Annotated in this window: 16 protein-coding genes; 5 read left to right on the forward strand and 11 right to left on the reverse strand. The window is 55.5% G+C overall.

Annotated elements, in window-relative coordinates:
* The first annotated feature begins 36 nt into the window (after positions 1-36).
* Positions 37-1,338 (forward strand): putative DNA binding domain-containing protein, encoded by a 1,302-nt coding sequence (locus tag DWY25_RS03730; RefSeq protein ID WP_117893838.1) that lies wholly within the window; start codon positions 37-39, stop codon positions 1,336-1,338.
* A gap of 99 nt (positions 1,339-1,437) precedes the next feature.
* Here DWY25_RS03730 and DWY25_RS03735 read toward each other — a convergent pair whose 3' ends face one another.
* Positions 1,438-2,538 (reverse strand): ABC transporter ATP-binding protein, encoded by a 1,101-nt coding sequence (locus DWY25_RS03735; RefSeq protein WP_117893841.1) that lies wholly within the window; start codon positions 2,536-2,538, stop codon positions 1,438-1,440.
* Complete coding sequence (locus DWY25_RS03740) at positions 2,538-4,238, reverse strand: alpha-glucosidase (RefSeq protein WP_117893844.1); 1,701 nt, start codon at positions 4,236-4,238, stop codon at positions 2,538-2,540. Before DWY25_RS03740 ends, DWY25_RS03735 begins: the two co-directional genes overlap by 1 nt.
* A 193-nt stretch (positions 4,239-4,431) precedes the next feature.
* Between DWY25_RS03740 and DWY25_RS03745 the strand changes: the two genes are divergently transcribed.
* Positions 4,432-5,565: a DUF6348 family protein gene (locus DWY25_RS03745; RefSeq protein WP_117893846.1), complete on the forward strand. Its 1,134-nt coding sequence runs from the start codon at positions 4,432-4,434 to the stop codon at positions 5,563-5,565.
* Positions 5,566-6,002: 437 nt separating this feature from the next.
* Positions 6,003-6,266 (forward strand): helix-turn-helix domain-containing protein, encoded by a 264-nt coding sequence (locus DWY25_RS03750; protein ID WP_117893850.1) that lies wholly within the window; start codon positions 6,003-6,005, stop codon positions 6,264-6,266.
* A gap of 133 nt (positions 6,267-6,399) precedes the next feature.
* On the opposite strand, the gene DWY25_RS03755 is transcribed toward DWY25_RS03750, so the two are convergent.
* The 8 genes from DWY25_RS03755 to DWY25_RS03790 form a co-directional block, all read right to left on the reverse strand.
* Positions 6,400-7,176 (reverse strand): ChbG/HpnK family deacetylase, encoded by a 777-nt coding sequence (locus DWY25_RS03755; RefSeq protein WP_181981677.1) that lies wholly within the window; start codon positions 7,174-7,176, stop codon positions 6,400-6,402.
* Between the two features lie 15 nt (positions 7,177-7,191).
* Positions 7,192-8,367: an N-acetylglucosamine-6-phosphate deacetylase gene (locus DWY25_RS03760; RefSeq protein WP_117893856.1), complete on the reverse strand. Its 1,176-nt coding sequence runs from the start codon at positions 8,365-8,367 to the stop codon at positions 7,192-7,194.
* Complete coding sequence (locus tag DWY25_RS03765; protein WP_117893859.1) at positions 8,364-9,578, reverse strand: N-acetylglucosamine-6-phosphate deacetylase; 1,215 nt, start codon at positions 9,576-9,578, stop codon at positions 8,364-8,366. The genes DWY25_RS03760 and DWY25_RS03765 overlap by 4 nt, the downstream gene beginning before the upstream one ends.
* A 95-nt stretch (positions 9,579-9,673) precedes the next feature.
* A complete protein-coding gene (locus tag DWY25_RS03770) occupies positions 9,674-10,489 on the reverse strand; it encodes a PTS system mannose/fructose/sorbose family transporter subunit IID (protein ID WP_117893862.1) in 816 nt (271 codons plus the stop codon).
* Positions 10,489-11,286: a PTS mannose/fructose/sorbose/N-acetylgalactosamine transporter subunit IIC gene (locus tag DWY25_RS03775; protein ID WP_072685619.1), complete on the reverse strand. Its 798-nt coding sequence runs from the start codon at positions 11,284-11,286 to the stop codon at positions 10,489-10,491. Before DWY25_RS03775 ends, DWY25_RS03770 begins: the two co-directional genes overlap by 1 nt.
* Before the next feature lie 15 nt (positions 11,287-11,301).
* Complete coding sequence (locus tag DWY25_RS03780; RefSeq protein WP_006057500.1) at positions 11,302-11,793, reverse strand: PTS sugar transporter subunit IIB; 492 nt, start codon at positions 11,791-11,793, stop codon at positions 11,302-11,304.
* Between the two features lie 244 nt (positions 11,794-12,037).
* Positions 12,038-14,041, reverse strand: coding sequence for a BglG family transcription antiterminator (locus DWY25_RS03785; RefSeq protein WP_117893865.1), 2,004 nt, complete (start codon positions 14,039-14,041; stop codon positions 12,038-12,040).
* Positions 14,042-14,079: 38 nt separating this feature from the next.
* Complete coding sequence (locus DWY25_RS03790) at positions 14,080-15,471, reverse strand: MATE family efflux transporter (RefSeq protein WP_117893868.1); 1,392 nt, start codon at positions 15,469-15,471, stop codon at positions 14,080-14,082.
* Between the two features lie 125 nt (positions 15,472-15,596).
* On the opposite strand from DWY25_RS03790, the gene DWY25_RS03795 reads away from it, so the two are divergent.
* Positions 15,597-16,538 carry a LysR family transcriptional regulator gene (locus tag DWY25_RS03795; RefSeq protein ID WP_117893871.1) on the forward strand — a complete coding sequence of 314 codons (942 nt, stop codon included), beginning with the start codon at positions 15,597-15,599 and terminating at the stop codon, positions 16,536-16,538.
* A gap of 142 nt (positions 16,539-16,680) precedes the next feature.
* Here the strand turns inward: DWY25_RS03795 and DWY25_RS03800 are convergent, their stop codons facing one another.
* Positions 16,681-18,651, reverse strand: coding sequence for an endonuclease/exonuclease/phosphatase family protein (locus DWY25_RS03800; RefSeq protein WP_117893874.1), 1,971 nt, complete (start codon positions 18,649-18,651; stop codon positions 16,681-16,683).
* Between the two features lie 166 nt (positions 18,652-18,817).
* Here DWY25_RS03800 and DWY25_RS03805 point away from each other — a divergent pair, with 166 nt between their 5' ends.
* A complete protein-coding gene (locus DWY25_RS03805) occupies positions 18,818-19,723 on the forward strand; it encodes a LysR family transcriptional regulator (protein WP_006057495.1) in 906 nt (301 codons plus the stop codon).
* The last annotated feature ends 345 nt before the right edge of the window (positions 19,724-20,068 follow it).

Genomic DNA, 20,068 nt, shown 5'->3' on the forward strand with positions numbered 1-20,068 from the left:
CTACAGTAAAGATAGAAAAGAAAGGCGGGATCGTTCATGATTGAACTGGCACAGCTGGCCCGGTATCAGGAAAACAACCGGCTGGAAGCGAAACGGGCACAGGGCGGACTGCCGCACAGTCTGTGGGAAACATATTCCGCTTTCGCCAACACCGTCGGCGGAGTGCTGCTTTTGGGCGTGATCGAAACGGCGGACAAACATTTTCAGGCCGTGCCGCTGCCGGATCCGCAAACGCTGTGCGACCAGTTCTGGCAGATTGCCGCCAACCCAGAGCTGGTCAGCGTCAATTTGCTTCAGCGTGATCAGGTTCAGATTGTCACCGCCCAGAATCATCCGATTGTCCTGATCGAAGTCCCGCGCGCGCTGGCTTGTCAGAAACCGGTGTTTCTGGGCTCGTCGCCCTTTTCCGGAACCTACCGGCGAGGTGGGGAAGGCGATTACCGGTGTCAGATCAGCGAGGTTCAGATCATGATGCGAAACCGGTTCCGGGAGCTGCCGGATGGGGCGCCGGTTATTTCCGCCACGCTGGACGATCTCAAACCGGCTTCCATTCACGCCTACCGTCAAAGCTTCCTGCGGGCGAATCCCGGTTCGGTCTGGAATGCGATAGCTGAGTTAAGCTTTCTGCTTCAGATCAATGCGGTTTATTTCGCAATGGACGGCAGTCTGCATCCAACCTCAGCCGGCTTGTTGATGTTCGGCCGGGAAGAAGCCTTGACCCGCGTTTTTCCCGGTCTTGAGCTAAGCAATCATCTGGAAACTGACCGGCGTGAAGAAAATGCCTGCGACTTTTATTTTTCCGCCCGCCGGCAGCTGCAAAGTCAACACCCGCAGGAGGTCGCCTGGGCGATCAACGAAGCGTTAGTCAACGCGCTGGCGCATGCCGACTATCAGGATCATCCGCAGATTGAAATCCGCGCCAATCCGCAGGAGGTTCAGGTCGTCAACCGCGGTCAGCTGAACCGCCGGGCTCTGCCGGCCAACCCCGTTCTCTATCAGATGTTTCATTTAATCAAAGCGGCGGACGGCCGCGGAACCGGACTTTTGCGGATCGAAGCGATCTGGAAGCAGAAAGGCTGGTCCGCGCCCGAGCTGACCGCTGAGCCTCAGCGCGGCGAAGTGTTGTTCCGGCTGCCGGTTTCCCGCAAGATTCAGAAACGTCAGACGCTGCAGCAGCGCGTGCTGGATCTGATCACGACAAAGATTGAGATCTCCGCGGATCAGCTTGAGACCCAGCTCAAACTGACAAAAGACCAAACCGAAACGCTCCTGCAGCAGTTGTTGGAACAGGATCTGATCGAACTGGATCCCGCCGGGCGCTACCGTCTAAAAGCCTGATCATCCAACTCACGTTGTAGAAAACGAGTCCTCTCTTTACGGGAAGACTCGTTTTTTTCATTTTTTCATCACTGCGCTTCATTCAGGTCAAAGTGAGCTTCACTCTGAAACAGGAATGGCCGTACACGATAACCGCCGTCCGGTTTCCGGATCAAAAAAGTGCAGCGCAGACGCGTCCGCGCTCAGAACGACCCGGTCGCCGATCTGACTGTTCACGCCTTCCGGCAGACTGAACTCCACCGGACTTCCGCCCAGCCTGCCCGAACCAAAGCGCTGTGCCCCGGTCCAGTGGAATCGTTCGATCACCACTTCCCCCATCAGCGCTGCTTCCTCAGACCCCGAAGCAGAGTTCAGCCTCCTGGCCCGCAGCTGTTGGGGACGCACGCCGATCACCACAGTGTCCGCGCCGTCCGGCCAGACTATTTGCGAAGGCTGAAAGATCGATTGAGGAGCAGCGCTGCGGACTGTCCACAGATTGATCGGACGCTCGCCGATAAACTGCGCCGCAAACAGCGTGGCGGGCTGAGCGACGATCCGCTGCGGGATATCGTTCTGTTCGATCCGGCCCTGATTCATCACGACTAGCCGGTCCGCGAGGTTCAGCGCCTCGCTTTGATCATGCGTCACCAACAGCGTCGTCTGTCCGCGCTGCCGGCATAACCGCAGAATTTCATCCTGCAGCTGTAAGCGCAGCTGCCGGTCCAATGAGCTGAGCGGCTCGTCCATCAACAGCACCGCCGCTTCCTTAAGCAGCGCCCGGCCCAGCGCAACCCGCTGCCGCTGGCCGCCGGAAAGCGTGCGGGCCTTGCGCTCAAGCAAATCTTCCAGCTGCAGCTGCCGGGCGATCGCTTCGATCTGCGAGCGGTGAGTGCGGCGGTCAAGGTTCTTCTTCGCCAGGCCGAACGCCAGATTCTCCGCGACGCTCAGCCACGGAAACAACGCGCTGGATTGAAACATCATCGCCGCATCCCGATCCTGCGGACGCTGTCCGTCAACCGCCTGCCCCCGGATCCGGATTGTTCCCTGATCCGGCTTTTCCAAACCCGCGATCATCCGCAGCGTCGTCGTTTTCCCGCAGCCGGAAGGTCCGACCAGCACGCCCAGCTCACCGGCTTTCAGCGTCAGGCTGACCTGATCCACCGCCTGCACGCCGCCGGGATACTGCTTGGAGATTGCGGTTAGTTCCAACATGTTGTTCATCAGGAATCCTCCCGCCGCAGCCAGACCCGCGCTTCATACGGCCGCAGCGCCCCGGCAAAACCGGGATCGGAATAATTATCAAAGACGCATTCGCCCCGCTCCTCCGGCAAGGAAAACGGAATTGTTTCCCCGCGGAAGTTGCACACAACCCAGGCTTCTTCCGTGGCGGTGAACCGGCGGTACATAAACAAATCCGGATGCTCCGGCTCAATCCACTCCATCCCGCCGTACACAAACAGCCGCTTGCCCACCTCGCTTAAGCGCAGCTGGATTAACCGCCGCGTCAGATTCAGCACAGAATAGGGATCGGCCTGCTGGGCGGCGACGTTGATTTCCTGATAATTGCCGATCACTTTCTCCGCGGGTTCGACCGTGGAAAACCCGGCATACGCCTCCGCGCTCCACTGCATCGGCGTGCGCGCGTTGACCCGCGAGGTTCGCCGTTCATATTCCAGGATCTGTTCCTCGCTCAACCGGGAGCGGGCTTCTATTACGTAATTGGCGACCCACACGTCGTGGAAATCCTCCAGACTTGAATAATCGACGTTAGTCATGCCGATCTCCTCGCCGTTGTAAAGAAACGGCGTCCCCTTCATCAACAACAGCGCCGCTTCCAGCATCGAAGCCGACTCGCGGTGATAGCGGATCGGATCGCCGTACTGGCTGACTACCCGCGGCAGGTCGTGATTCATCCAGTAAACCGCCGGCCAGGCCCGTTCCCCCAGCCCGTCGTACCAGCGCGCGAACACCTGTTTCAGCTGGCGGACGTCGACGTGCCGGTCCGCCTCGGTGATGATTTCCTTGCCTTCCAAACCGTTGCACCAGCAGTGATCAAACGTAAACACCATGTTGAAGGCTCCGGTTTCCTTGTCGGCGTAATTCAGCGCCATCTGCGGACTCGCACCGCCGCCGACCTCGCCGATTGTCAGACAGTCCCGGCCCGCCAAAACCGTCTGCTTAAACTCCCGCAGGTAATCGAACAACGCCGGCAGATTGGAGAACTTCGACCAGTCCGCAGCCAGCCCCTGCGCGTTCACCGGCAGTTCGCTGTCCTGAAATTCAGGATCGCGGGCTAAATGCGCTACTGCGTCGACGCGGAAACCGTCGATTCCCATGTCCAGCCATTGCCGCGCGACCGCCTCCATGCGCTGCCGCAGGATCGGATTCGCCCAGTTCAGATCCGGCATTTTCCGTGAAAAGATCTTCATGTAATACTGGCCTGCCTGCTCGTCATAGGCCCAGGCGGAATCAGCGAAGAAACTCGCCCAGTTGGTTGGCGGCTGAGGACGTCCTGCGGCGTCATAGCGCGGATCTTTCCAAATATAGAAAGCATGTTCCGGGCTGTCCGGATGCGCGCGGGCCTCAATAAACCACGGATGTTCGTCCGAGGTGTGGTTTAAAATCAGGTCCAGAATAATCCGCAGACCCCGCCGGTGCGCCTGAGTGATCAGCTCCCGCACGTCCGCCAGGGTTCCGAACATCGGGTTGACGTCCAGAAAATCGCTGACGTCATAGCCGTTATCATCCATCGGCGACGCGTAAAACGGACCAATCCACAACAACGTCACGCCCAATGCCTTTAGATAATCCAGCTTGGCGATGATGCCGCACAGATCGCCGATCCCGTCATGATTGCTGTCATAAAACGTCTTCGGCAGAATCTGATAGCCGACCGCTTCCTTCCACCACGTTTTTTCCATCCCGCTCCTCCTTCGCGCTGATCCCGCTGTTTTCTCTTCGTTTTACCCCTTTGGATCCGCCGGGATCTGGATCCTGTCCTGCAAGTTCTTTTTTAATTATAAAAATAATTCCCGCCAACTTCAAGAAAACCCGGTTTTTCCTTGCGGAAATTCCAGTTGGGGCGCTACAATAAAAAGGTTGAGGAGTGAATTCATGAAAAATCAATCATTTGAAAGAGAAAACGCCCGCCTGCTTCAGCAGCTGAGCACTGTCTGCAAGACGATGGAGAACAACGAGATCCAGAACGGACAGCTTGTATTTGAACGCTGGGATCTGCGGGTATCCGCCCGCGTCGATGCCCTGGACGAGCGGGTTATGGCCGTCTGTACGTTTACGATCGAATGCCCGCGGTTTGATGAACCGGTCGTGGAATGCTGCGCGGGAGCGGGACAGGATCCGGATCAGGCGATCGGCGCGGCGGCCGCCAGCTTTTTGTTCGGCATGATGGCAGCGGTGATTACCCTGATGCGGGGAGAATCCGTCCTGCAGCTGACCAGCGAGTTCGGCGGGAAAGAACGGAAATGGAACTGCATCCAGAGTGAAATCGTCGGCATGGGGCAGCCGCTGTCCGGTGATCACCGGCTGGATTTCTGGAATGCCTTGAAAAGCCAGCTGCCGCGGGTGCTCGGCAGCCGGAAGATCACGTTCATCAAGATCTATGGCGCGCGTCAGGCCGACGGCAGCGTCACGGCGGAATGCCGCGTCAACGACGTTGTCTGCCGGTTTTTAAGCGAAGCGCTGGCCCGGATTGTGGAAAAGTGGGACAATACACAGTTTGTTTCCCGCAAGCAAATCTTTATTTTAGAACAGGATCCTGAGCATTCTGCCGTTTTCCCTTATACCAAGGATCAGATCACGGAAGCGACTGCCAAAGCAATGCGGCTGTTTCAGGCCTGCGACACGGCTGAGAAGCTGGGACGCTATGTGGAAATCCTGAGTAAAGATCTCAACGACGCCTCCCTGGCCGAGCTGTTCCGGTTCTTTCTGCCGGAAATCTGCGCGGAAAACGCCTTTTCTGAATTGATCGTCGACGAACAGCTGACGCTGTATTGCAAAAATCAGACGATTCCCGTCACACTTTTCCAGCTAACCGCCTACGCCTGGATGAAGGAAGCGGTCTACGCGGGGTTTGGCAGTGAGGAATTTGACAACGATCTGTTCCGGCAGCTGATCGGACTCAGCTCGCTGTATGCCCTGGTCTGTCAGCTGAAGCAGGATGGAGCAGACCTGAACGGCCGGACTGCCACCCTGCAGTTCCACGCCTCTGATGCCTTTCAGCTGTTTTAAATCCCCCGTTAGCCCGTCCGCGATCCGACGGGCTTTTTTTGTCTAAAAACATCCGTTTTAATTTTCATATTCTCTCTACAATTCTTTATTCAATTAATTTCCTGATTTCTTTATTTTTCATGATATTCATGTGGATCACACTTTATCCATTTTCCAACAATTAATTCAATTAATTTTTACCTTTATTTTAACAAAAGGATTTTTCAATACAAATTAGAAAAATAATTATTGCATTTATAAAATTACACAGTTGTTTTAAATCAACAGACCATCTATTTGACAGTCCAATTAAACCGCAGATTGTAATGTTTTAAAAAAGTAACATAAAAATGGAGAAAAGAAGAAAAAAATCGAATAGAAAAGCGGAATTTATTCATCCAGTTTATTACCTTTTTGTTCAATTCCCGCTACAATATTCGCGAAGGAAGTGAATAGTTATGAATGATGTCAATTATGTTCTCTTAGGCCGACGTATCCGGATTCTCCGCAAGTACCGGAAGCTGACCCAGGAACAGCTGGCTGAGGTGGTCGGCCTATCCATCCAGCATCTCAGCAATGCGGAAAATGCCCGCACCAAGCTTGGATTTCCAAAAATCAAAAGCATTGCCGACTCTTTGGATGTTTCATTAGATGAACTGGCGGGTGACGGGATGAAGCATAGACAAATCCGACCTGAAATTGCCGCGCTCTTCCGCGAATAAGGGCACGGCGTTCTTCGCTCTGATCCCTTGGTTCATCGGGAATCTCCACCCCCGATCCTGCGCCTCCCTCTGTCTCCTAAGTCCTGCAATCTCCCGTCATAAGAAAACGGCTCCCTGCGAAGCCGTTTTCTTCTTAATATCGGGTGATATCGCGGAAAGAAATCAGCGCGATATCCTTTTCCGCAAACCAGGCCTTCACTTCCGGGGCCGTCGCCGCTTCCAGATCTTTGATCCGCACGTCGGTAAACGAGGACATCCGGTAAATTTCACGGTCAAGATAGCCGGGATGCAGCGTCACCAGCGACAGCGGCAGCTCCGCGATCCCGCCGAGATCTTCGGTAAAATACGCCGCCGGCGCTACTCCCTGATCATGAAACGGATAGATTGAAGCGGCCCGCTGCGGCCGTTCCGTCAGCCGATGATCGCAGTTTTCCAGGTAAGACAGATGCGGCAGATCGTACCGCTTTGCCAACAGCGCCATCGCTTCCAGCAGATGCGGTGAACGGACTGCGTGACCTTCCAGATATTCCGGACGGCGGCCCGTCAGCGCGATAAACCTGCGGATCTGCGCCTCCACCTCCGCGACCGCCTGATCCAGATCGGGAATTGGATCCCGGCCCGCGGCCAGTTCTGCCCGGTACATTTTAGAGCTGTGGAAAACGCCCTGCTCGTCGATCAGGTCCGGAATCAATACCGGATCGGCAGCCGGCTTTCCGACGACGATGTTGATATGCAGCCCCAGGCATAAGCCCTCGGCTTCGCGCAGCCAGCCCAAAGCGGCCGGCGCCGCCGGCATGTTGACCATCACGCCGGTACTGCGTACAATCCCTTCGCGGTACGCTTTTAAAATTCCCAGACTGATCGCTTCGGTAAACCCGTAATCGTCAGCCTTCACAAGACAACGTTTCATACGCGTCATCCCCGTTTAAGCGATCTTGCGCTTCATCGCTTCCAGATTGAACACCGAAGTGTCCTTTTCACGGTCATAAACAATCCGGCCTTCGACCATCGTCAGCACGCATTCATAGTCGTCGCTGATGACCGCCAGATCGGCGTTCTTGCCCTCCGCCAGCGAGCCTGTGACCTGATCGATCTTCAGGAAGCGGGCAGGATTGAGCGACGCCATCTGCACCGCGTCCTCCAGCGATACGCCGACGATGTTAACCAGCTGTCCGATATTATACAGCACCCACTTGCCACTGCCGCAGATCCGGCCGTGCAGATCAAGAATCAATCCCTTTTCATCGGCGATCATCTCTTTGTTATAGCGCATGTAATGTCCCGTCGGCAGACCGGCGATATAATTGGAATCCGAAATCAGGCAGAACTTCTCGACCGGCTGCATCCGCAGGCAGATCTGAATCATTTCCTTGCAGACATGATTCAGGTCGGTGATCAGCTCGTAGCGCAGATTGTCTTCCAACAAATACTGGCCCAGCGCCCCGACGTTGCGGTGATGGATGCCGCGCATCCCGTTGCCCAGGTGCGTGACGATATCCAGGCCGACCTCGTCCATTGCTTTGCGAATATCCTCGGCATAGGCTTTCGTATGCGCGGACGCGACCAGAATTCCCTCTTGATGAAGCAGGCGGATGACGTCGTAGGCCTTCGGCAGCTCCGGCGCGATCGCCATCATGACCATCTTTCCTTTGGCCTTGTCGATCAAGCGCCGGGCTTCCGCGACGTCCGGCAGCGGATAATCCTCACCAACCGTATTCTCGCCGCCGCGCGCCCAGAACGGGCCTTCAGAATGCACGCCGTAAATCCGCGCGCCGTCCAGCGGCTGTCCGGTACAGTCGGCGATGGCTTCAAACGCTTCTTCCTTGGCGGTCGGCAGCACGCCGGTCACCCCGACCGACGCGACGGCCTTGGCAAACCCCTTCACGTCTTTCTCCTTCGCCGGATCGGTCATCGACCAGCCGCCGAAGCCGTGGTTATGAATGTCAATGATGCCCGGGATAATCCGCTGATCTTTAAAATCAAGATCTGCCGGCCCCGCCGCCGGGCCGATCCGCACGATCTTACCGTCTTCAATCTCGATGACACCGTCAACGATGCCCTGCTCCGTGACGATCCGGCGCGAACGCAGTACGGTCCTCATGCGTTTTCCTCAATCCGCATCTCGCGGTAGAATTCCGGGTTAAACAGATCGGTATCAGTCTGGCAGTCATACACCTTGCGGCCGCGCACATACGTGGCCACTGCCTGGTAATCGTCGGTGATGACGACGCAGTCAGCGTCCTTGCCAACCTCCAGTGATCCCTTGCGGTCAGCCAGTCCATACTTCTTCGCCGGGTTGAGCGAAGCCATGCGGCTGACCATGCTCATCGGCATGCCCAGCTTTTCCACCAGGTTGCCGATGCCGTAAAGCACCGGCTTGGAGCTGCCGCATAGCCGGCCGGTATCGCTCAGACAGAAGCCCTCCGGCGTAATCGAAATGATCATGCCCGGATGCCAGCCCTTGTACTGCCCAATCGGCGCTCCGGCCATGCCGGAACAATCGGAGATCATCATAAACCGCGACGGATCCTTCAGCTTGAAGTACAGCTTCAGCATTTCCAGACTGATATGCAGCCCGTCGCAGATGACTTCACACTCGACGTTCTCATTATTTAAGGCTGCGCCCAGACCGCCGATATCACGATGATGCAGCCCGGTCATGACGTTGCCGGTATGCGTCGCGACGCTGAGACCCCGGGCATACGCCGCCATCGCTTCGTTATACGTGCAGTCGCTGTGAGCGTAGGCCAGCGTCACGCCCTCGGACAGGAAATAGTCGATGATCGGATCGATGCCCGGAATTTCCGGAGCCAGCGCGACCAGCTTCAATTTGCCCTGACCGTCGGCGACCATCTGCTTCGCCGTGGCCAGCGATACCTCCGGCCAGCCGGTGCGGATTCCTTTCTCCCCGACCCGGTTCAGCCATGGACCTTCGCTGTGGATACCGACGATGTCCGCGCCTTCGTTGTCCTCGTCCGCCACTTCGCTGACGCTGCGGATCATGGAAACTGCGCAGGTTGGGAAAATGCTGGTGACACCCTGGGAACCCAAAGCCTTCAGATAATGCCGGACGATCGGTTTCTGCACCTGCGGATCCGCGCTGACCTGTCCGGATAAGCCGTAGCCGTGCGTGCCGTGATTGTGGGTGTCGAAGATGCCCGGGATAATCCGCTGACTGCCGTAATCCACCGCTTCGGCCAGAAGCTGCGGATCCTGCGTGAAGCCGGTAAGCTTGCCTGCTTCGATGATCATTGCGCCGGACTGCCACTGTCCGTTCCAGAGGATACGTTCGCTTTTTAAGATGGTTTTCATTATGTCTCCTTTATTATGATTTATTTTTTATCAAGCTTTGATTAAATGGAAGAAGAAAACACAAAGGGCTGCGCTGGCAGCCCTTCCTTCTTTCCTTAGAAGATTCCGAAGAACGCCAGCGCTACGCTGAGAACGAGAATTCCCAGAACCAGCGTCACCGGACGTACGCCCTTTTTAATTAACGCAACCAGGCCGAAGACCAGCGCGACTGACAGGATCCCCGGCATGATCGAGTTGACGACGTCGAGGACGACAACCGAGGTCTGACCGACCTGAATCGTCCAGGCCAGCTTGACGTTCACCATCGAAGCGACCATTGCGCCGACCATGCTTAAGCCCAGGATGGCCGCCGATTTAGTCAGCGACGTCATTAACCCGGAGGAGAAGATCGAGTCGATGAACGAAGTGCCCATCGTATAGCCGATTTTCAACAGATACCAACGCGCGACGACCTGCGAACCGCCGTAAAGCAGCACGAAGATCAGCACACCCAGCAGATTGCCTTCGGCGCATAAGCCGATGCCGATACCCGCGGCGATGACGCGCACGCAGTTGAAGAAGAACGCGTCGCCGATCCCGGCGGTCGGCCCCATCAGCGCGACCTTGATGTTTTCAATCGTATCGTCGTCAACGCTGCCCTTGGTCACCTTTTCCCGTTCCAGCGCATAGGCCAGACCGGCGATGAAGCTGAACAGAACGGCGTGAGTGTTGAAGAAGTTATTATGCCGGACCAGCGCCTGCTTGCGCTCTTCCGGATCGCTGTAAAGCTCCTCGATCGCCGGAGCCATCGTGCAGGTGAAGGCGTTGCCTTCCATCTTAACCATATTGAAGCCGCAGAACACCAGTCCGGAATTCCAGAACATGGATTTCAGCGTTTTCTTTTCCTGTGTGGACAATTCCATTTTCGCCATTAGAAGAAATCCTCCTCGTTATTCCCGTTCGCGCTGGCCGCAGCGGCGTTGGCCGTCTTGGCGTCCAGCAGCTTTTTATCGTTGTAGAAGTACATAATCGCGACGACCGCCATGATGATCGCGATCGGCAGCTGGCCTAAGCCCAGATATTTTGACAGAACGAAGCCGACGAAGAAGAACCCGCCGATTTCCTTGTCCCAGATCATCGACGTCAGAATGGCGAAGCCGACGCCCGTCATCATGCCCGATGCCGCCGACAGGCCGCTCATGACCCACGCCGGCAGGTTGCCGATCACGCTCTGCAAGCCCTCGACCCCAAAGGCGACGGCCAGAAACAGAATGATCGTCTGCGGCAGACGGTCGACGAACAAACCGCACAAAATGGTCTGAATGCGGAAGCTCTTCATGTTGCCGGTTCCCGCCAGATGTTCCCAATACGGTGCTAAGGAAGCCAGCACCGGTTTATACATTTCCCCGACGGTTGCCATCAGCGTGCCGATCGGCATCGCCAGCGCCAGGCCGGTTTCCGTATCAACGCCGGTCAGAATCGTCATCGCTACGGCAATGATCGAAGCCGAACACGCATCCGCCGGCACCGAACCGCCGATTGCGGAAATCCCCATGAAAATCGCTTCCAGCGAAGCCCCCATGACTACGCCGGTCGTCAGATCGCCTAAAACCAAGCCGGTAATCGCCGCCGTCACGATCGGACGGGCGAAGGTCTGCCACGACATCACGCGGTCGACGCCGTTGACGATCAGCCATGCAAGCATGACTAATAACGCACTTTGAATCATCCTTTTTTCCTCCTCTTATTTAAACAGGTTGGTAATATCCTCGGCCGGCTCCTCCGGAGTCGTCTGATAGATACATTTCAAGCCGGTCGCGATCAGATGCTTGAAGCTCTCCACTTCCACCTCGTCGCAATAGATGTTGTTGCCATAACGCTTGCGCGGCATGCCCGGTTTTTCCGGAGCGATCCGGCCGTAGTTGCCGATGTTGATGTACGGGATGCCGCTGACAGCCGCGACAACGCGCTCGGCATCCTCGGGACTGTTGACCAGCATCAGGATTTTCATACTCTCGCAGCGCGGGTCGTTCAACAGAGCGATCGCGTCGTCCACGCCGCGGATCGCGGTTTTGATGCCGGCCGGCGCGGCCATTTTCAAGCTTTTCTGAATAATCGGACTGTTGGCGGCGGCATCGTTGCCGACGACGATGTGATCGACGCCGGTGTGCCGCGACCATTTGATCGCGATCTGGCCGTGAATCAGCCGCTCGTCGATCCGGAACATTTTGATCATGGAACTCCTCCTCTTTTCCGGGAAAGAACGGTTGGCCTGTCCCCGGACGTATGAACTGCAGAGCAGCGGATTCCAAGCGAGCCAAGCCTGACATTCCGCTGCGAAGATAAGCGCGCGTTTATCTTTACAATTGGATTATAAGCGCTTTCAGAATGAATTACCTCATGGAAAAACAGGACAAAAAAAGGGCAATGTTCATCATTTGCCCTTAGTCAGAGGTAATTTTTTGCGCCGTTTTTATTTTTTACACTTCAAACATCCCGCCGCCGGCCTGCAGACAGCGCTTCACCGCGTCGATCAACAGACTTAAATCCTGTTTTTCCAACAAAGCTTCGATGTTTTCCTGATCGACCGCCAGCTGGTGCGCGGCCTGATCGAGAAACCGTAAGCTTTGCAAACCCGCGGCGAAATCGGCGGTGATGTAAATCAGATACCGGATCTCTTTCTTTTCCCACACGCCCGGTTTGCTTAACCGATAGATCTCAAAGCTGTTGCGGCGGGTGTACTGGCGGCTCTGGACGATGATCACGGTCTGGTGCACCACGCGGAAATCGCGCACCCGCGTCAGTTCTTCCTCCATTTTCTGCACGGCGTAGTAATCGCGGCCGTTTTTGTAGCTGATCAGATGGATGAAGGCTTCCTTGCCGTCATATTCAAATTCCGGATAAAAGCTGGCGGCATCCCAGCCGAACTGATCGAGCAGCGGCTGCAGCTGATAGCCGTCCATGATTACCGTATTGAAAAACTGATTGAATTCACGCGCTTCCGGGATCTGGTTGATCACCATGTAGGGAATGGTATAGCGGTAACTATAAGATGGAAAGTTCAGCAGCAGGCAGTCATATTGACTTTGATCGAGCCCTCGCACCTCATAGAATTCATAAATGTCGACCGTTTCAAACCAGCGCTTCCGGAACCGGCGCAGCAGGCGGCTGCGGATAATCTCCGAGGCCATCCGGCCGTTGCGGCTGCAGATCAGAACGCGGCGTTTCTTATACGGATAAGGCACGGTGTCGATCAGCGTGAAAAAGCGCACCGCAAGCATGTTGACCTCCATATCGGTGATCGGCACGGACAGATGACTTTCCAGAATCTGCGCGGCGCTGACCGCCAGTGCTTCGCAAACGGGAGAGTAGCGGATGCCGTTGTTGTCGACATGCGAGCCGAGGATGGAATAGCGGAAGTTGAGCGAATCGCAGAACAACAGCGGGATCAGGCCCGGGATCATCACGCGGCCGTAATCCGGCAGCGCCGCGAGATCCACGCCCCAGCTTGTTTTCAAGCCTTGCGCGATCTTCCCCGCCAGCTCGCAGGCCAGCTGATAACAGCCGGGATACCGCTGGGGCAGCTGCGGATGATCGATCGGATCGTTCCAGCAGAGCAGGATCTCCGCGATCGCCAGCACCTCCTCCTCAGGCAGCTCAAAGCCCGGGTAAACATCCTGCAGCGCGGCGATGATGTCCGCCGCGATCCGTGCCTCATCGAAGGTGCGCACATAGGTCATCTTCGCTTCGTTCCTCGTTACGGCAAATCCAGCCTTGATGCGGTTGCGCGCCAGCACCAGATACCAGGCAATGCGGTTGGTGTAGGTGTCGCTGATCGCGATCCCGCTCTCCCGCAGCACGCGCAGGAAAATATGCCGGATCTCGTTGCGTTCCTCCTCATCCACGTCAAAATACTGCACGTATTCATCGTAATTCAAAAACGAAACCGCTTTATAATAATGGATCTCATACAGTTCAAGCATGCACAGCCGGCGTTGAAATTCCTCGCCGGTGACCTTGACGCCGTACTTCGGCCGGGACTGCAGCGTCAGCCCGAACGCTTCCAGACATTGGCGGACTTCCCGCAGCTGTGCCTGCAGCGTGCGCCGCGACAAGAACAGCTGGTCGGAAATCGCGTCGAAGGTCAGATAGCGGGGCGCGACGATCAGCCGGCGGACGATGTCATTGGTGCGGCCGACAATTTCACTTTTGGTGTAGTTCATCGTGCTGAAACGGATCTGAAGCTGTTCACGGACCGGATCGTACACCGCAGGATCCAGAACCTGAAGCAAATAGCCCTTGCCTTTACGGGTCAGAATTTCAACGCCGCTAGCCTGCGCCAGCTCGCGCAGCTCCGTCATATCATTTTTCACCGTGCGTTCGCTGACGCCGGCCATCGCCGCCAGCTGCCTGGCCTGCAGCGGCTGATCGCTGTTATCCAGCAGATAAAGCATTAATAACAGCCGGTTCTTCACCACCGCCATAAAATTGATTCCCCTTTCGTTTCAAAACGCGCCGCCGCTCAGCCTTCCAACGTCTGCGGAGCGCAGGCTGCTTCCCGCTGTTTGACCGTCATTTCATGCAGCACGCTGAGCTGCAGCGGAATCGCCAGCACAAAGCTGCACACATCGGCAATCGGCTGGGCGATTTCCACGCCCTGAATCCCGATCAGCGCCGGCAAGAGCAGCACCGCCGGGATGAAGAACAGCCCCTGCCGCGACATCGCCAGCAGCGAAGCGCGGAAGGATTTTCCGATTGTCTGCAGCATCATGTTGCAGATCGTAATCCAGCCGCACAGCGGGAAGGTCAGGCATTGCCAGCGCAGCGCCTGGGTGCCGATCGCGATCACCTGCGGATCATTTTTAGAGAACAGCTGAATCACCTGCGGGGCCAGCAGGTAGCCGGCCGCCGACAACACGATCAGGATCACCGTGGCGACCTTCACGCAGAACCAGAAGCCTTCCTTGACCCGGTCATACAGAAAGGCGCCGTAATTGAAGCCGCACACCGGCTGGAAGCCCTGACCGAAGCCGGTCACCACCGAAGCCGCCAGATTCATCACCCGACCGACGACCGACATCGCCGCAATCGCCGCGTCGCCGTACGGCCCCGCCATCAAATTCAGACAGATCGTCGCCACGCTGCCTAATCCCTGCCGGCACAGCGAAGGCATGCCGCCGTTGATGATCTGGGAATAGTAGTATTTGGAGAACGTAACGTTGCGCAGGCGGATGCGCAGGTTGCCGCCCTGGGTCGTACCCTTGAGCAGCAGCACGAAGCCGACGAACTGGCTGATGATCGTCGCCAGCGCAGCCCCGCTGACCCCCATGTCAAAGACAAAGATGAACAGCGGATCCAGAGCGATGTTGAGCACTGCCCCTGAGGCGATGCCGATCATCGCGTAGAATGCGCTGCCCTGGAAGCGCAGCTGATTGTTGAGCACCAGCGAAGCCGTCATATACGGCGCGCCGATCAGGATTAAACGCAGATACTGACGGGCGTAGGGCAGAATGGTTTCGGTCGCGCCCAGAATCCGGCACAAAGGATCGATCAAGATTTCCCCCAGCAAAAAGATCACCGTGCCCAGCGCCAGCGCCGTGAAGAAGCCGGTCGCCGCCATCTGCTGCGCTTCGTCAAAGCGGTGCTGTCCCATTTTGCGTGAAATATAATTGCCCGAGCCATGACCGCAGAAAAAGCCGAAGGCCTGGATGATCGCCATCAGCGCGAACGAAACGCCGACTGCCGCGGTGGCGCTGGTTCCGATCCGGGCGACGAAGAACGTATCCGCCATGTTGTAAAACGACGTTACCAGCATGCTGATAATCGTCGGCACGGCTAACCGGCAGATCAGACTGGACACGGGCTTCTCCGTCATCGTTTTGTATTTTTCCTCTTTTGTTTCTGGTTTCCCCATATTTTCTCCTCTTTCAACCTTTTTTCGACCTTCTTATTGTATAATGGAAATCAGGATTCCACAAATTCATTGATTTTATGATTTTCATTACTTCATGTAATAATTGAAGAAGAAAGGAGTGCCTCATGGATTTCAAAGAATTAACGTATGTGCTGGCGCTGGCACGGCATCAGAGTGTTACCAAGGCGGCCCAGGAGTTATATCTGACCCAGCCGGCGCTGACGCGGTTTCTGCAGCGCCTGGAAACGAGCGTGGGCCAGCCGTTGTTCACCCGCTCCGGCAACCGGCTGATTCCGACGTATGCCGGTGAAAAGTATATTGAACGGGCACAGGAAATACTGCTTTTGAAAAAACAGCTGGACGCGGAAATGCAGGATATCGTTCAGGTGCACCGGGGACAGCTGCGGATCGGCTTGTCGATCTTCCGCAGTTTTTCCCTGCTGCCCAACGTGCTGCCGGAATTCACCCGCAAATATCCGCATGTGAAGCTCCTCGTTGAAGAAAACGACCCGGCGTTTCTGGAGGAGGCTTTGTGCCGGGGCGAGCTGGATCTGGCGTTTTTCTCGCTGCCGACGCGCCGCAAGGAAATCGTGACGGAAACGATCCGGACTGAAGAGCTGGTGCTGCTTCTGCCGCCGCAGGATCCGCTGGCCAGTCAGGCTCAGCGGCGGCCGGGGTCTCGTTACCCCTGGCTGGATCTTGGCTGGGTCAAAGAGCGGCCGTTTATCCTGCAGAAAAAGGATCAGCGCACACGGCAGATCACAGACCGGTTGTTTCATGATTACGCCTTCACGCCCAACGTGATTCTGGAGATTCAGAACATCGATGTGTCGAGGGCGCTGACAGCGGCCGGTTATGGTTGTTCTTTCACCCGCGATATCCATGCGGTCGAGCTGCAGGCGTATCAGCCGGCGCCGCAGTGTTTCTCCGTTGGCCGCCAGCGCACGCTGACCCAGTATGCCGCGGCTTACCGCAAGGGCGCGTACCTGCCGGATTATGCCCGGGATTTCATTGAGCTGGTGCGAAAACAATTGAATACTTCGAGTTCCTCGTCATCCTCGATTTAATGAATGTAAATCAGATTCCCATCTTTATGTTAAAAACAAATTTTCGCAGGTATATATCCCAAATCATAAATATGATCTGCAAAAAAGAGCTTGGATCAAATGATTTTAAATCATTCAATTCAGCTCTTTTTGTGTCTGTTTTCTATTCCTCCACGCTCAGCAGCAAGGAAGACTCCACCTTCAGCTCGCTGTCGCCGCGCACGCCGATATAAGCTTTACCCGGCTGAATTGCCGTCACGGCACCCTGCTCATTCACGACCGCCACGCTCTCATCGCTGGAAAACCAATGCAGCGGAACATCATCCGCGGATTCCGGCACAACTTCGCAGGTGACAAGGGTCGTTTCTCCCGGCTTCAGTCCGCTCTTTTCCGCGCTCAGAAACAAGTTCTGAACCGGCGTCACTTCCCGGATCTGCACGTCATCCAGCCACAGCGTGCCCTCAGCGCCGCCCAGCTTAAAGCTCAGCTCCAGCGTCGAGGCAGAATACGCCGTGACAAAATCATAGCGGTAAACCGCCCAGTCTTCGCTCATGCACAGATTATCGTTCAGCTGGACCTGATGTGTCGGGATGACCTCGCCCGCCGCCGTTTTCTGCGTCATTTCCAGACCGAAGCTGTCGCTGCTCAAGCCGGCCGACTTATGATGGAAAACCAGTTGATAGGGGGTATTCGGCTTTAATTCCAGCTCTGTGCTGAGCACCCCGGCGGCAGAACCGTCGGTTCCCGCTGCCGTCAGCGCCAGCGACCGGCTGCCTTCCGTCTGAGTTTGCGTATCAACCGCAGCTGTCAGCGCCGCAGAACCCGGCTGATCTTCCTTCAGACGCCATCCTGCCGGCAACGCATCGCCGTCTTCCTCAAAGCTGCCGTTCGCCAATAAATCAGCGGGATCCGCCGGCTTCCGAACCGGATCGCCAAAGATCTCAATCTCCGCGATTTCATAACCTTGATCCGCAGCCTGCTTGCCTGACAAATCCAGGCGCACAAACTTCACTTCCTGCTTTTCAGCGGAAATCGCATCGCTGTCCGTCACTTTTTCCACAGCAGCGATCGGCTCGAAGGTTTCTCCATCGAGCGATCCGGACACTTTGTAGCTTCCCGCGCGGACCGCGCCCCACAGAACGTTGATCTGTTCCACGGCGATCACCTCGTTCAGCTCAATCGTAATCGTCTGCGCCTCCGCAACGTCAGAAACCCACGGCGTCTTTCTGTCATAATCGACTAAAAGATACGGTGAACATTCTTCATTGGTGGAAGAAACCACGACGCTCTGACCTAAAGCCCGGTTGTCCGTATTGGCTGTGCCTTCCACTTCACCTAACAATTCATATTCAGCATAAAACAGATCATGATCGGACAATTCACTCTCCACCCGCTGGATATCTGTAATCCGCATATTCTTCGTGCACAGCACATTGTCAATCGTCAGCACCTGCATCGACGGATCGTCGCCTTCGCGGTAGGTATCGTACCACATTCCGTTATACCCGTTGGCAAGATTGAAATTATCCCGAAACATCGAATATTCGTAAGCGTGCTGATCAGTATTAAAATCCGCGGTGATGATTTTATATTCTATCGGATCCGCATTCACCCGCTCGATCACCTGCGCGATCTGACGGCGGCGCAGATCCAGGTTTTCCCAGCTTAAATGGGTATTGTATAACGCGATCTGAACGCCGTCCTTTTCAATGACGACGCGCTCCAGCGTCTTGGTCGCCCGGCTGCCGGTGCTTTCCAATGGGATCGAGCTGACGGCCAGCGGTTCATAGCGGGAAAGAATGCCAACCCCGAATGCGCCGTTAGCGAAATCGCGGCCTTTGGCAAAATGGGCATAGGGATAATCCTCATTCACAAAGCTCTGGACCATATCCACCGGATTGCGGTCGTTGAGCACGTCGACTTCCTGAATGCCGACGGCGTCCAGGTGATGCCGGGCAAAGAGTTCAGCCATTGCCTGGGTATCGGGATGATTCTTTGCGGCAATATTCCACGTCCCGACGCGCAGCGTAACCGGGCCCAAGCTTCCCGCTGAAGTCTGCGGGGAAGCGCTGCAGCCGGTGACCGGCAGCATCAGCAGCAGTAAGCCCAGCGTGAGTTTCATTATTTTTTTCATGGTATCCTCCTGTTGTTAACGAATGCGAGCAGGTTGACGTCTGCCCTTAAATATAGTGTACTCATCTTCGCCGCTGTTGTCTATTCATGATTCTTATGGATAAGCCAGATTTCGTTATTCATAAATTCGTCTTATGGTATAATAAGATCAGAATCGAGGGGATAGCATGCTGGATTATCGCTTAAAAACCTTTCTGCTTCTCAGCAAGACGCTGAATTACACGAAAACGGCCCAGCAGCTGCACATGAGCCAGCCCGCCGTGTCGCAGCATATCCGCTACCTGGAGCAAACCTACAACATCAAGCTGTTTGAATATTATAATCGGCGGCTGCAGCTGACGGAAATGGGTCAGCAGTTTTATCAGCAGGTTTTAGCGTTGGAGGTGCAAAGCCAGGACATCATCGAGCGGCTGCGGCAGGAACAGGAGAACCGTCGGCTGCTTCGGTTTGACTGCACCTTTACCTTCGGCGAGTACATCCTGCCGCCGCTGATCTGCCGGTGGATGAAGGAAAATCCGAATACTGAATTGTGCATGCGAATCGCGGGAACGACGGCCTGTCTGGAAGCGCTCGATCAGGGCGAGATCGATTTTGCGTTAGTCGAGGGCTTTTTCGACAAAGCGGTGTATGAAAGCCGGCTGATCAAGATGACGCACATGGGGCTGGTTGTCCCGGTCGGCCATCCGCTGACGCAGAAGAAAGACGTCATGCTGAACGACCTGATCGATTATCCGTTAGTCGTGCGGCAGAAGGAATCGCGGATGCGCGGAATCCTGCCGACCGGTCTGGCGGAGCACAATCTTTCTTACGAAAGCTTCGCCGGTTTAGTGCAGTGCGGAAGCATGAACGTTATGAAGACATTGATCAAAAACGGCTGCGGCATCGGTTTTCTGCACGCGGATATCATCCATCCGGAGTTGCTTGAGGGCACGTTAGTTGAAATTCCGGTGAACGATTTCGTCCTGAAGCGGGAACTGAATATGGTTTATCTGCCGCACCATGCCGATCCGGGTATGCTCGATCAGATTTATCAGGATCTGGCGGAGCATCTCGAACAGCTGGGTACTCATTAAAGCAATTCTTCCGGCTAATCTTGGAATGAAGAAGAGATGGCAAACAGAGATTTCACATAAAAATAAAGTAGGATCCAGCACAAATTGCAGGAGTGGTAAAAGCAGGAATATTGATTATGAAAGTATTGCCTGCTTTTTTGCATTTCTGCAGCGTATTATTCTGTTTAAAAAACAGAAATTTAAGAAAAACGGAAAAAGAGGATAACGAAGCAGATTGAATCTTCTCGGCTATCCCTCATTCTTCCATTGAAATCCTTTCCATCGACTCCAATTAGATCCTCGCTATCCGACTGTTTCTCATCGCTGGCCTCCGTTTTGTGATCCTGCTTTGGATTACAGACATCA

The organism is Holdemania filiformis (assembly GCF_003459085.1).
Taxonomy (GTDB): domain Bacteria; phylum Bacillota_I; class Bacilli_A; order Erysipelotrichales; family Erysipelotrichaceae; genus Holdemania; species Holdemania filiformis.